We start from the raw sequence: 14430 nt of genomic DNA, 5'->3' as shown, positions 1-14430 counted from the left end.
CTGTTTACATTCTTTTTACAATTGATTTACTATTGCCGGACGGGCTGGTACCTAGTTTTGGGCAAACTAACAGCCAACGAGATGTTGAAATTACTTCTGTGCATTCTTTTGACGCTGCAGATCGGAGCCGTGCAGGCCCAGGCGGTCAATCCACTATTGTTGCTATCGAAAGAACAGCTAAAAGAAAGGAGGGATAAGATCATACAGGACAATGAGTTTGTGCGCAATGAGGTGGGCAGGCACACCAATATCCATGTGGACTGCCTGCTGCTCAATGGTGTATCGTTTGATGTGGCGCTGCTGGACACAAAAAGTTGGGGGTTAATATCGCTTGTGAGGGGAAAGCCTGGAAGCCCCGAGCAGGAAAACATTCCATTCAGGGCTTATCTGCGAAGAGGGGAGATTGTCATGTACAATGCATTCTTCCAAAATCCCGTGTATGAAGTGTCCATTTCTAAGGTGCTTTCGGGGGCAAAGCCTGGAGACGTAATCATTGTAGAGCCTGTGAGGGACGAGGACTACAAGGCCAAAAGAGTATTGAAGCTGATTGATTGAGAGGCTGGGTGTGAAGACACACCCACAAACACAAAGCCGTTCACTCTGTTCTGTCTTCAGACCGGAAGGCGAGCCCCGTTTAAAACCTGGCCCCCACCGCCACGGTGGTACGCACCACGTCCTTCTGACCAGCGGCATTGAAGTACTCAATCTGTATGATGTAGACACCCACTCTTGCCATTTCACCCTTGTCGGTGGAGCCATCCCAGCGGAAAAAGCTGCCATCTGCCACTGTTTGACCTTCCGTAAGCGTTTTGATTTTTCTGCCCGCTATGTCGTAGATATAGACGTCAATACGGGCATTGGTCAGGGAACTGTCGAAGGTGATTTCTGTGAAGCCGTTCAGAGCGTCGCCAGGGATAAAGGCCTGCGGTTCGGCGGATACTTTTCCGGTAGCGGGTTGCCCGGCCCTTTGGTTGGCATTGTTGTAACCTGGGGTTGCAAAGCCTGTCGTCGATATGCCTGACTCCCAGTTCCCCGGGTCATTTGTTTCGTGCTCCACGGAAACTCTTTCCAAAGCCACTCCTTTGACATCCTCAAGAAAAGGCGAGTGGAGGTCTTCATCGTAATTGAACCAGTCGAGTACCCGGCCGTCGACATTTCTGATAATCACCCCGCCTTCCGTGTTGGGGTAAGTGGGCAAATCTGCTTCGAAAAATGCCTCCACTTTGCCTGACGGGTAATCGCCCTTTAAGGTCGTGGGCGATTCCGTCAACACCAGAAAGTGGCCTGGTGCGAGCAGGTGATTCGAAGTTGTAATGGTATTGAAATCATTGGGCTGTCCCGTGGCTGTTATGATGTTGCCAATTTCCCAGCCCTGGATGTCAAGGTATTTGTCGGAGCGGTTGTAAAGCTCCACAAAATCGACACCGCCGCTTCTGGGGTTGAACAAGATTTCGTTGATTACCACATCCAGGCTGTCGGAGGGTGAGGGAAGAATGAAGCTGGCTGATAATTTTTCTGCCGGGCTGATGTTTCCCCGGCAGTCAGCAAGGCCCGAAAGAGAGACTGTATAGAAAGTGCCTGGACTGATACTTTCCTGATACTGAATAGTAAAGCTGTTGGCAAGCAAGTTCGACTGGATAGTGAGCTCTCCGAGCGAAGGCGTAATGCGGATCTGCAATTTATCTGCATCGATGATGACCTGCTCGCTAAGCCGTGCAAGCAGCGTAGAGTCGGAGATTGGGATAACTTCCATCAGACTTGCGGGTGTGCCGTCGCCCAGGGTATTGTTCACCGAGTTGATTTGACCAGGCGTCCCACCGTTTTCGTTGACCGAAGCTGTCCAGTTTTCTTCTCTGGCGCAGGGCAGATTTACATCGATGATCTCCAGCGACCAGCCGCCATCCTTTTTTGAGTTGTCGGTAAAAAGGCCGTCCTCATATTGCATGCGGTGAATCAGGTTACTTTCAATATAGAGGGAAATGTCGTCGCCGTCGTTTTTCAATGCGGGCATGGAAGTGATGACAAGTGTGGCGCCGAATTCCTTCAATCGGGGCTGGTTTCCCGAGCTGCAGAGAATGAGAAAAGACCCGGGAGCAATAGCTCCGTTAGGAAAAGTTGCTTGCTTTTCTCCTACAATCAAACTCGATCCGTTGTAGCTGATCCATTCGTTAGTGGGGTTAAAGATCTCGATGTACTCAGCTTCTGGCAAACCTTGTGTTGGGTCGGGGTCTGGCATGATTTCGGAGATGACTAGCTCTCCAAAAGTGGGGGGTCTGCCAACGCCAACCTTCATATCAGCTACTTTCATTTTGTTGCCACTACAGTCCACAATTCCGCCGACGGTGACCATGTACTCGGCTCCAGGAGTGAGCGGCTGCTTTAGTGTTGCCAGCACACTTGTCCGATCCTCTGCCAATTCAAACGAGGCCGCTTCAGGCCCACCGCTGACAGTCACTTGCAGATCGGTGAGCCCGATTTCGCTTATCCATTCTGAAAAGACCAGACTAAGTTGATTGGGCGCCACAACGGCTATGCTCACCAAAGCCGGAGCCACCGAGTCGACCTTCGAAAAAGTCAGAGAGTTAGCTGAACCTGGTGTACCACCAAGCTCATTTTTTGAAGCTGCCCAGCGATAGTCTTCCCCGCAAGCTGAGTCACCCAAAATCCGCTCAAGCGACCAGCCACCTTCGTCTTTTTGGGAGTCCTTGTACCAGGAGGTGGTATAAACCACCTGGTCGATGACTTCGCCATAGTAATTTATCAGGCTCAGGGAATCCTTCGTGTTGGACAGGGCCGACCAGCCAGCCAAGCCAACCGCATTGCCAAAGTCAGCAAGCGAGGCTGTGTCATTTTGAGAGCACAGGATCAAATAGCTCCCCGGCACAAGGCGACCTTCCCCCAAATCAAAAGCCTTATCGCTATTGACGAACCCAAATGCAGAGAGCTCGAAATCAATGTCGGAGTTGTTGAATAGCTCTACATATTCGACCTCAGGCAGCCCGACTGATGGGCTTGGGTCTGCCATGATCTCGGTGATCAGGACTTCACCAATCTTGGGAATGTTTGGTCTGGCGTAGATAAATGACAGCGTGTCTTCATCCATGACGTTGCCGGAGATGTCTTCGACATTTTTCACTACCAATTGATAGGCCGTCTTGTCGACAAACTCATTTTTGAAAGATAGCGAAACCGAAAGTTGATCAGCGCCTGTGAACACTACCTGGTCCGGTTGCGCCAATCCTATAACGGTGTAATGATTGGGACTGAGTGCTGTTGAACTGGAAACCTTTTCCGAGAACTCCACGATAACCTCCGAGAACAATCGGGAGAAGACGTTCTCAACTGTCGCCGGTTGTGCGTCGATAGCAAATGAGATGGATTGGTCAGGAATTTTTCTACCCCATACATCGTACAGCTCGGAAAAAGTGAGCGTCAAGGTTTCGTTGAAGGGAAGGTTTTCGTCAAAGTAGATATTCACTTTGTTGGGCTCGTCGGCATCCGTCAAAACAAGAGAAGGATTGATTTCCCCGGGGGCGACGACGACTTGCGTCGCTGTTGAAAGGCTGTCTGCATTGACCGGTACGGTAAGCAAAAGTTCAACAAGTACTGGGTGATTGGAAGTAACCTGCTCAACCCTGGAATGGTAAGTAAAGTCAATAGTTTTTGATGCGCCAAGGGCAATTTCATTCGCTGAAGTCAGACCATTGAATGTGTAGCCGTACAGTGAATCTTCCTCGAATTTGCCGGATACTTCCAGTTCTAACAGGTGAGCCTCGTCTCCTTTTTTCAGGGCCGCAATGTCGTTGCCGGTGACATTTGTGGCAGAGATATCGTTGTTCAACTCTTTGTTGAAAGAGATCAATACTTTGCTGTCCGAAGTGGCTGTCGCCTTTCCGGGCTGCAGGTCTTCGTTGTTGACGATGGCACTGATTTTCACGGACTTATTACCGTAAAAATCCGAGATGCCATCGATCACTAGTGGAATGTTATTGACATCCGGAAGAGCCTCAGCAAAGGTAAGGATCACCACATTTGAGTCTGGAAGTGTTCGTTTCGCTGTAGAGGGCTGCTTGTTGCCCAGGAGGTAATGGACAAGGGCTGATGCCTCGGCGGTAACTGGTTCGGAAAATGATATCTCCAGTGTCTTCGGCGAGGTAACGATAACCGCACTTACTCGGGGAGGAAGGGTGTCGTAAACGAAGGGTTTGGTAACGGCTTTGGTTATTTGGTTTCCATAAAGGTCTTTCAGGTTAACCACCGAAAGCTGCTGCTCGGTTTCCTGAGGAAAAGGTTCTCCAAAAGAAAGCAAGACAGATTTTTTATCCGTTTGCAAGGCAACAGCATCAGGGTGACCATGCGCTTTCCATTCGTAGTTGCCGGTGGCTTCCGCATACGAAGCCTGGAGGCGCTCATTTAGGTACACCAGCAAATGCGTGGCATCCTTCGTTGCGACTGAATCTATCACCGGAGGTTTTGTGTCGTATCGAAAAATGTAGTCAGGGGTAATCAGGGTTTCCTCCTCCGAAGTCACCAGATTGGAGATTGAGAGCGTCAGGTCTTTGTTTTCAGAGAAATTGCTTTCAAAAATTAACCGGGCAACGTTCTGGGCTACCGCAATTAGTTTCAACGGCTTAGCTTTCGCATCTAAACGGTAATTGTCTGCCGATGTAATTGATCCGTTGTCAGGAACCATATTGAAACTAACCGACAAAAAATTGGCTCCTTCCACCCACACCGAATCGATGTGTTGCTGCACGGAAAAGGCCAGCGTGACTGGAGATGCCATCACATTTTCCAGCGTGTCTTTCAGGTTACTCACCTCAATTTCGTAGGAGGCACCCACCGCAAATGGTTCTTCAAACTTCAGCAATACCGACTGAGGAGAGTCAGTCAGGAGATTGGCTTTTGCAGGAGCTGTTTCCAGCTCGATTATTTTGTAGTTTTCCTCTTTCTCGGCGTCTGTTTCTTTCAAAGGCTCGTCGAACTGAAGCAGCAGGCTGCTGAACGAACGAAGCACCACCTGCTCCGGAACCGGTGGCTTCGTGTCGTAGTAAAATTCAAACAGATTATTGTCCATTGAATTCCCGGCACAATCACTCAGCCCCGAAAGCTCCAAAGAATAGTGGGCTTCGGAGACCAAAGGCGTGGTCAGCACAATTGAAAGGGTCTGGTCGTCAGAAAAAGAAAAGCTGGCGACATCCTCACCATTAAGTTGAGCAGTAATGCCTGCCAGGTCAGTGCCCATTTTCTCATTGAAATGAATGGCGATGGTTTCTTTGTCTACAATTTCTACTTCCGCAACGGTTGGTGCAGTTGTGTCAGGCGAATCGTCAAAAACCGAGTTTTGAGTGCCTGGTGTGGCTCCTTTTTCATCGATGGACGTGCGCCAGTTGGCACTGCTTTCGCAAGCGGGCTGCGGGTTGATCTTTTCGAGCGACCAGCCACCGTCTTTTTCGCTGTCATCGTTCCAACTGCTGCTGAAAGTTACTTGCTCGATGGTGTTGCCGAGCTGGTCTTTCAATGTGATGACCTCGCCAGAGTTGGTGAGGCTGTTCCAGCTGGTTACGCTCACTGCATTGCCCAAAGCCTGGTAATCGGTCAGGTAGCTTGCAGGCACCAGTGCTACATAAGATCCCCCAGCGAGTGAATAACTGCCGATAGTGCCGCCGGTAAGTGTAAAACCTGATAGAGTGATGGTGTGATCGCCGGGGTTATAGATTTCTACAAACTCAGCCCCTGAAGCGGTAGGCAGCACCACAGGATCAGGACTGATGCCTTTGGGGTTAGGGTCGGCGAGAATTTCGGTGATGATGAGTGCACTGACCGGAGTTGCTTTGGCCACAGCAACAGCTTCTGCGATGTTTTCGGCTGAGGCATTGCCGGCGAGGTTGGTTACACCGTTGACGGTGAGCTCATAAGTGAAGTTGAAGAAATCTTCGGAGAAGGCAAGCTCGACGATTTTGTTATCTGCTTCGGAAATGCTGGCAGTTTGCGGGTTTCCAAAACCGTCGTCCAGGGAATAATTGGAGGCGAGTGCTGCGGAGCTTGGATCGACTGCTTGATTGAACGTAAGCTGTAATGTGTTTTCGCCAGTAACGCTGACCTCAGTAATGGTCAAAGACAGGTAAGAAAAGGCAAGCACGCTAGGCGCTGGCGAAAGAGGGGTTGATGACTCATCTGTCAGGTTGCTGATTGAAATTTCATAGCTGTCGTTTAGCAGAGGTGTGCCCAGGGTGAGCACCACTTCATTTGGTTCAGCGCCAATAGCCACAAAGGAGGGCATGCCGATGCCTTTGTTGACAGAATAGTTTTCCAGTGTTTGAGCTGGCCCAACTGCTACGGCTTTATTGAAGCTGATGCTTAATTGATTTTTGGACATCACTTCAACCGCCTCTGCGATGAGTGGAACAACAAAATCGAAATCGTAGGAAGCGCCAGGATCGATCTGGCTATTGCCGGAAGCGTTGGACAGGCCATTCGGTAAGGCCAGTTCATAATCCTGTTCACCCAGGTCTGTCCCGAGTGTGAGCAAAACTTCTTTTGCGTTGGAAGGGTTCAGCACTGCACTGGCGGGCGTGCCGATGCCACCGTTGATGGTGTAGTTCGAAACGGTTTCGGCTGCCGTTTCATCGACGTCATCGTTGAAAATGAGCTTTAGCTCGGTGGCGGAAGGAGTGATGATTTCCGAGAGGGCGAGTTGGGTGTAAGAAAAAGCAATGGGATCAATTACTCCCTGAAGTGTGCCTGTTTGCTCTTCTATCAGGTTTGACACTGTCAGGAAGTAGTCATCAGTTGATAGGTCACTGACCGTTAGCTCGACCCGAGAACTGTTGCCCGCTGAGCGAGTCGCTGAATTTACGGCAATGGCGTTGTCGATTGTGAAATTTGATGTTTCGCTAACTGTGGCCTCAGTCACTGCTTGATTGAAAAGCACCTTGACGGTGTTTTTAGAAATGACTTCGACACTTTCTACGGTTAGGCCAGCTGTGACGCTCAGAGAGCCGAAATAGTAGTTATTTTTGTTAGACGAAGTTTGATTTACTACAATTCCAAAATTTGATGTCGATGTAAATGTGTCGTCGAACACTGGTGCTTCATCTTCGACAAAATTAGTTCCCCCAGCAAGGTCGGCAGCTAACGTCCAATTTCCTACGTCATCTCTTGTTACACGTATTCTGGCGTTTGCCCCGCTGGACATTGCCGCATCAAAGGAGTGCATGATTCTGGATGTACTTGTGCCATTTTGCCTGTAAAGATCCACTCCATCATTTGAACCACCTTCACCAATTCTTATGAAATAGCCATTTAAACTAGTTGTAAGATTCTCCTGATCGGCCATCAAGTAGATCCTCATGTTATTGGTATTGCTTGGCGACACGGAGAGTTTTACACTGAACTCCCAGGTTGTCCATTTGACAAACTGATTGGGTGTGCTGATGAAATAAGAGGTTTCAATGTCGGGCCCCTGGCTTCGCAGTTTACTTTCACCAGCATTGAAAGTAAAATATTCAGTATTTCCAGACCAGACAGGATTTGCACTCAAATCCCCATCCGAGAAATCATCGATTACCTGACAAAGAGAGTGAAATGAAAGACAAGAAATAAGAATAATGGAGCAACAGATAGCTCTGGTAATCATATTTGAAAAAAGGTAGGTTGGTTATTTAATATAAACAATCTATCATATTTCAATTAAAAATTAGCTGCCAGTGGCTATTTTTTTGATTGTCATTTTGTGCAGCAATGGACTTACTTTGGCGGCCATGCCCTAAGGGGTGCAGTTGGACAAGCATTTTTTGAGTAAGCGTGGAAGCAATAGGAGATTTTTTTTCTGTCGCTTGAAGCCAGGAAACTATTGGCGTGTTATAGACCAGGGGTAGGTTACGTGTGAAGACACACGGACAAACAATTCATTTATTCGGTAAGCCTTTTTAGAAGTCTGTATTCCGCCGGGCTCAAGCAAAAACCTTTTCGATTAAGGTTTGCGTAAGGGATAGCAGCGGAAAGCCCGGAGCCGCCTCTTTGCGGTGAGGACTTGCGGCGAATAGCCCGACCCCCGCCAAGTCTTCTCTGTTGCTTTCAAACGGAATATTGCTGGCGGGGGCACGCCCAAACTGTCTTCCCGGTAATCCCGCTTAGCCATCAGCTAATCTATCGATCGGTGTCGTTCACCGAAAACGAGGCTCTCTTCGGGCTGGAGTCACTAATTTTGTGGCAGGTTTAATGGTTTTTATTGTTTTCCGAAATGCTTATGAGAAATTTTGTCGTTGTATCCTTTGTTCTTTTGTTCACCATTTTCACCGGTTGCGACCATGCTGCCGACGATCAGGCAACGCCGGCCAGAGATGTGACAATCGTTAATGATGAGGTGTCGCTCAACAGCAGGATGGTTAACCATCAGGATACTGTGTATACTACACCAGAAAATGATGGTGGGCGCACGATAAGGCATTTCAGGCTTATTCTAAAGTCTACCCTTACGCCGCCCGTGGTTGACGAAAATACGCTTCAGGCATCGTCGCTTCAGAACCATCAGGGAGGGTATTTGGTGAGCTACAACTACCAGGGTGAAGCGTATTACGGTGGCGTCGATTTTGTGGATGCCGACCTTAGGGTGACGAGCGAAATTTTGTATAACGATGCTGACATACATTCCCTTACCTCGCACGACAGGTATGTGTACCTGACGGGAGCTAAAAAAGGTGAAGAGCAGCCAGCTTACATAGAACGTGTGTTGCTTGATGGCGGCAAGTTTTCGATGGAGGATAACACTGTGGTAGGCCTGGGCAGCTATGCGGCCACGAGTGCCATTCAGCATCAGGGGGATATATTCGTCACCACTGGCAGCGACGAAACAAACGGTGGAGGGGTGTATAAACTCGACCGTAACCTGACACTCGAAAGCTATACGGCTTTACACGACGCCCGCTGGATTTTCGGGTCGGGCAACGAGGTGTTTGTGGCTCAGGGAACCCCCGGAAATGTGACCGTATTTGATTCGAAGTCGATGGGGACCAATAACAGTTTTTCGTTTGACGGGGCGAATGTGCCGGAGGCAAAAACGACCCTTGAGGTTGACAGCAAAAGGATATTTGTGGCAGCGGGCACTGAGGGTGTAAAGATTTTAGATATAAAGACAGGCGAACTGCTTCACACGATCACTTTCGACGAAGGGGTAGTGACCAACGCTGTGTCGGCCGAGCATGGCTTGCTGTTTATTTCCAATGGCGAAGATGGTGCCTATGTGGCGGTGTATGAAGAAGGCAATAACAAAGAAGCACCCGAGGTGCTTGGCAAAATAGACCTTGGAGAAAATCAGTCGGTGAACCATGTGCTGTTCCGAAACTACAGACTGTGGATAGCTGCCGGCCTTGAAGGCGTTCATCAGGTAGACATTGAGATTTGGTAAGCCAACAATAATATTGTTTGACAAACCAGTTTAGTGCCCATTCGGGCGACCCAGCTAAAAAGTCTCAATTTAGAGCCCCTTCGTGGGGCTTTTTTTATGCCTTTGGCCGATGCAAAGGGGTGACTAAATGCGCAACCAGTGCAAGGCGTGCCAGCGGGGCACTTTGAAGAGCGGGGGAAGACCTGGAAATCGGATGCCTTTTGCAAATATCGGTTGAGTGTGAAGACATACTCACAAACAATTTGTTTGGGGTCAATTTGGAAATACAGCAGGGGCTAGGCGCTCCCAGGGGTAGCGAATTTGAGGAAGTTTGCCGCAGAAGAAATCCTCGTATGCCAAAGGCTTCGGCGGACAAAGGAGGAACACAGAGCAAGAAGTCCCGTAGGGACGAAACAACGGTAACCCGAACCCATGCGAATGTCCTGCGAGTGCCGTCGGTACGACATATACAGTCCGAGCAAATCAGTGGCCTGCCCTAGAAGCCCATTAAAGAGGTTACTCTGTCCTGAGCCATAGAGTAACCTCTTTAATCTCCGACGGGTGCAGGGTCAAGGTTTACGCCCATTGTTCGCAATAAACAACTAATGTTTCGTTTATTTCGTTTATATTTGCAGTAGTAAACCAACAAGCAATATGTCTGATACGCAACTAAACAGTCCGCCCACCCATCAGGAGAGACAAATAGCTAATGAAGGATTTCAAAAGTTAATTGCGGCCATTGACGAAATTGGGCACCCAGAAAATACGCCGGAGATTTCCATTCTGGAAACTGGAGAGCCTATTCAGATTCCATTGAAGGTGCTGAAGATGCTGGCTGAGATTCTAAGGAACTACCGGGATGGGAATGCAGTTTCAATCGTTCCCGTGGGCACTGCCTTTACAACACAGAAGGCTGCGGAGTTTCTAAACTGTTCAAGACCTCATGTTACTAAACTGATAGACCAGGGCAAACTGAAGGCAGAAATGGTTGGCCGCCACAGAAGAGTGCAGTTTGAAGACCTTATCAAGTTCAAGAAGAATATGATTAAAGAGAGGAAAGAGGCTTTAATCGAGTTGATGAGAGATTCAGAGGAGTTGGGTTTGTATGAAACTGATTAACAGTGCGCACTTTACTGCTGTACTCGATGCCAATGTACTGTTTCCAGTAGTTATCCGTGACTATCTGATTTGGCTGTTGCTCTACGACTTATACACGCCAAAATGGAGTGGAAAGCTACTTGAAGAGTTTACTGACATTTTTCAAAAGAGAAATTTGAATTTATCGCCGGAGCAAATTAGTCGGCAGGTCAAACTGATTAATAAAGCCTGCCCTCATGCGCTTGTAGAAAGATACGAAGCCATTATCCCCTCGATAAAACTTCCTGATGAAAACGACCGTCACGTGGTAGCAGCAGCTATCAAATGCAACGCTAATGTGATTGTCACATACAACCTGCAGGACTTCCCTAACGAATACTTAGAAACGGCGGGGCTATCTGCCGTTGATCAGGATACCTTCATTGCCGATATGATAGACCTATCTCCAAAGAGGTGTTGTGAGGCTTTTCGGGAGATGGTGCTTACGAAGAATAAGCCTCCATACGATGAGCAGCAATATCTGGATATTTTGCGGCGGAATAAGCTTGTTCAGACGGCTGATGAATTGGAAAGGCACCTCGCATAATCCAACAGGGAATATCTCCGGGGATTCCTGATTGGCATGTTTCCACTAGAGCTAGAGTTTACAGCAGAGTTGCACAGAGCAAGAGTGCCGTAGGCACGACATATAGAATCCGAGCAGATCAGTCGCCTACCCTCGAAGCCCATTAAAGAGGTTGCTTTCTCCTGAAGCACAGAGTAACCTCTTTAATTCGAACAAATTTCCGAAGTCACCGGTGGGCAGAACAAGCAACAAGTTCGCACTAGCGTGTAGGTCTTGTCGTTCCGACCAGCAGGGGCTAAGCTTCTGCTGCTTACGCTTTCTTCATCTTTTCCCGAAGCGTTTTCCTGTCAATGCCAAGCACCCTTGCGGCGAGCGATACATTATTTTGATTGGCAGCGAGCACATCCGCTATATATCCCTTCACCATGTCGTCCAGTGTCCTGTCAAGAGTGCCCGACTGTGAGGCTGAAAACCGGAAAGATTCCGGCAGGTCGGGTACATCGATGGTCGAGTCGTCGGCCAGGATAACCAGGCGGTGCATCAGGTTTTGCAGCTCACGCACATTGCCCGGCCACGCATAACCCTGAAGCGCCCTGCTGGCTTTGGGCGTAAAGTGCATGGCTGATTTGCCAAGCTCCTTTACGTATTTGTTCAGGAAAAACTCAGCCAGCTGCAGTATGTCGGGCCCCCGCTCCCGGAGTGGTGGCAAATCGATGGTAATGATGTTGAGCCGGTAGTAAAGGTCTTCTCTGAACAGCCCCTTTTTAATCAGCTGCATAAGATCCACGTTGGTAGCTGCCACCACCCGCAGATTCACCTTCAGCGACTTTTTAGAGCCCACCATATAGAACTCTTTTTCCTGCAACACCCGCAGCAGCTTAGCCTGCATCGCAAGGCTGGTGTTGCTGATCTCGTCCAGGAAGATGGTTCCCTTATCGGCTGTCTGGAAAAAACCCGGCCGGGTTTCATTGGCCCCTGTAAAGGCTCCCTTCACATATCCGAAAAGCTCACTTTCCAGCAAATTGTCGGGAATGCCGCCGCAATTCACCGGCACAAAAGGTGCCTTAGAATCATTTCCGCCATAGTGCAGCGCCCGGGCCACAAGTTCTTTGCCTGTGCCGCTCTCCCCCTGAATGAGCACTGTGGCTTGTGTGGCCCTGGCCTTGGTGATGGTATCAAAGACCTGCACCATGCCCTCCGAGGCACCAACAATTCCAAAGGTTTGCGGTGATAGCTCCCTCCCTGACTTTTTCTTATGGCTCGTTTTTTTGAGGGCATTTTTCACCGCCTGAAAAAGCTCCTCGTCGGTAAAAGACTTCACAAGGTATTCTTCTGCTCCTATTTTGATGGACTCTACGGCACCCTGGATGGATGGAAACCCGGTGATGACAAGAATGGCCACCCCTTTGAAGTTTTCAGATACATGGCGCACCAGTGTAAGCCCACTTTCGCCGGGCATTTTCAGGTCGGTAATCAGCAGGTCTATGTTGATCGTTTCCAGAAGCTTGATGGCCGACTGTACATTGCTTGCAGCGAACACATGGTAGCCTACAGATTCGAGATTGCGCCTGATCAGCTCCACCGTTTCAGGCGAGTCATCCACAATCAGCACCTCATGGGCTGGAGAATTTTCTTTTTTCATTGCGTCGCCTGTTTGATGGGTAAGCTGATTTCAAACTTCGAGCCTTTTCCTTTGGTGCTTGATACCCTAATGCTGCCGCCGTGCGAATCGATGATGCCCTGCACTACCGACAGCCCAAGCCCCGTGCCATGCCCCAGGGGTTTTGTGGTGAAAAATGGTTCAAATATCCGTTTCATTACCGAAGCTGGCATTCCTGTGCCGCTATCTTTTACTTCCAGCAGTATATTCTTTGCTTTGTGGCTTGTGCTTACGGTTATCTTCCCCTCACCAGAGGTGGCATGCACCGCATTGGTAATGAGGTTTACAAGTACCTGGCTCATCTGCACAGGGTCTGCCTCAATCAAGGGGAGGTTCGGATCCAGCCGCTGGATAATATTGATGCCCCGCTCCTGAAAGCGAACATCAATGAAGTACAGTGTGTTGGCGATGGTGGTGTTGAGATTGACCTCCACAATTTGCTGGGGCATTTGCCGGGAGAAAATCATCAGCTTCTTTATTATCTCACGGGTATACAACGATGCCTTGATGATTCGCTCAAGGTCTTGCTGCTGCTGAAAGTTCAGCTCCCCGCCTTTTTTGAGCAACTGAGCGAAGCCGAGTATTTTACCAAGTGGTTCGTTCATCTCGTGTGCGATGCCTGCTGTGAGCTCGCCTACAAATGCCAGCCGCTCAGCATGCTGCAGGTGCGTTTTTAGCCTTTGTTTATCTTCCTCCGCCGCCGCCCTGCGGATAAACGACAAAAGTTCGCTGGCCACAATCTTGAGCAGGTTTTCTTCCTCCGGCAAAAAAGCGGAGTGTTTGTCGGTGAGCCCTTCGCCTCCCCTGTAGCCGACCTTGATAACGCCATAATCGGCATCCCCCACTTTCAGGGGCGACGACAAATGCCACCTGCACGCTCCGAAGCGGGACGTTGCGTAGGTTTTCTTATTCACCTTGATTTGAACCTCAGCAAGCTGGGGATACTGCATGGCCTCCGGCAAAATCTGCAATGTTTTTGTGAGTATGGCCTTCAGGTCGTTGTGCTGCTCCCAGGCAATTCTGGAAAGCTCATAAAGGCAGTTCAATTCCTTTACCCGTTCTTTCAGCTGAAAATCTGTCGATTGCTCATTCATAATTTCTGCCCAAAGCTAGAAATACTTCGCCACAATTCACCCGTCCTTTTGTTGGAAACACGTATTTGAAGTGAGGAATAATTCCCCAGTGGGTATTTTTTGCTCACCATCAAGATATTGAAACTGCACTGCGGTAGAATGAAGGGGGTTTTATCGTGGCACGCTTCGTGCATGATACATCGTCAATATATTGAAATTATGGAAAAGAGAATTGTAACGATCAGTGATTACGAACGATTGATGTCCCACAGGTACTACGCACTGTACCGTGCAAAAAAGCCAGAGATCGTAGAACGTTTCCTGATAGATTTAATGGAGGCCGAGCTGGTTGACCCATCACAAATCCCCGAGGGGATCATTACGATGAACAGTATTGTACTTTTAAAAGAGATTGGTGCGGGACACCAAATCGAACTTAAGCTGACGTATCCAAACGAATCGAACGAGCTGGAGCGAAAGATAGCTGTGTTTTCCTCCATTGGCACTGCTCTGCTGGGAAGGCGGGTTGGTCATGTTGTGTCCTGGCAAATACAGGGGAAATCAGCTGAAATGGAAATTCTCCGGGTTACCCATCAACCTGAACCTGTCGAATATTTTTACTTGTAAGAAGCTCAAAAGGCGGGTG

The 14430-nt window shown here is 48.9% G+C and carries 8 protein-coding genes; 5 read left to right on the top strand and 3 right to left on the bottom strand.

Features of this window, described 5'->3' with window-relative positions:
* Positions 1 to 81: 81 nt before the first annotated feature.
* A complete protein-coding gene (locus tag ACMVP2_RS12135) occupies positions 82 to 555 on the top strand; it encodes a hypothetical protein (RefSeq protein ID WP_416867886.1) in 474 nt (157 codons plus the stop codon).
* Positions 556 to 634: 79 nt separating this feature from the next.
* On the opposite strand, the gene ACMVP2_RS12130 is transcribed toward ACMVP2_RS12135, so the two are convergent.
* Positions 635 to 7639 carry a lamin tail domain-containing protein gene (locus tag ACMVP2_RS12130; protein WP_416867885.1) on the bottom strand — a complete coding sequence of 2335 codons (7005 nt, stop codon included), beginning with the start codon at positions 7637 to 7639 and terminating at the stop codon, positions 635 to 637.
* Between the two features lie 612 nt (positions 7640 to 8251).
* On the opposite strand from ACMVP2_RS12130, the gene ACMVP2_RS12125 reads away from it, so the two are divergent.
* The 3 genes from ACMVP2_RS12125 (at position 8252) to ACMVP2_RS12115 (ending at position 11072) form a co-directional block, all read left to right on the top strand.
* Positions 8252 to 9409, top strand: coding sequence for a YncE family protein (locus ACMVP2_RS12125; protein ID WP_416867884.1), 1158 nt, complete (start codon positions 8252 to 8254; stop codon positions 9407 to 9409).
* Between the two features lie 633 nt (positions 9410 to 10042).
* A complete protein-coding gene (locus tag ACMVP2_RS12120; protein WP_416867883.1) occupies positions 10043 to 10507 on the top strand; it encodes a helix-turn-helix domain-containing protein in 465 nt (154 codons plus the stop codon).
* Entirely contained in the window at positions 10494 to 11072 is a 579-nt protein-coding gene (locus ACMVP2_RS12115; RefSeq protein ID WP_416867882.1) for a PIN domain-containing protein, read from the top strand. Before ACMVP2_RS12120 ends, ACMVP2_RS12115 begins: the two co-directional genes overlap by 14 nt.
* 289 nt (positions 11073 to 11361) lie before the next feature.
* On the opposite strand, the gene ACMVP2_RS12110 is transcribed toward ACMVP2_RS12115, so the two are convergent.
* The gene (locus tag ACMVP2_RS12110; protein ID WP_416867881.1) at positions 11362 to 12693 is read right to left on the bottom strand and encodes a sigma-54-dependent transcriptional regulator; all 1332 of its coding nucleotides are present in this window, start codon (positions 12691 to 12693) and stop codon (positions 11362 to 11364) included.
* A complete protein-coding gene (locus ACMVP2_RS12105; protein WP_416867880.1) occupies positions 12690 to 13805 on the bottom strand; it encodes a sensor histidine kinase in 1116 nt (371 codons plus the stop codon). Before ACMVP2_RS12105 ends, ACMVP2_RS12110 begins: the two co-directional genes overlap by 4 nt.
* 198 nt (positions 13806 to 14003) lie before the next feature.
* On the opposite strand from ACMVP2_RS12105, the gene ACMVP2_RS12100 reads away from it, so the two are divergent.
* Positions 14004 to 14411 (top strand): GreA/GreB family elongation factor, encoded by a 408-nt coding sequence (locus ACMVP2_RS12100; RefSeq protein WP_416867879.1) that lies wholly within the window; start codon positions 14004 to 14006, stop codon positions 14409 to 14411.
* Positions 14412 to 14430 lie beyond the last annotated feature (19 nt).

It is taken from the genome of Imperialibacter sp. (assembly GCF_048007035.1).
GTDB lineage: Bacteria > Bacteroidota > Bacteroidia > Cytophagales > Cyclobacteriaceae > Imperialibacter.
Note: the sequence above shows the minus strand (reverse complement) of the source record. Positions and strands in the feature narration are given on the sequence as shown.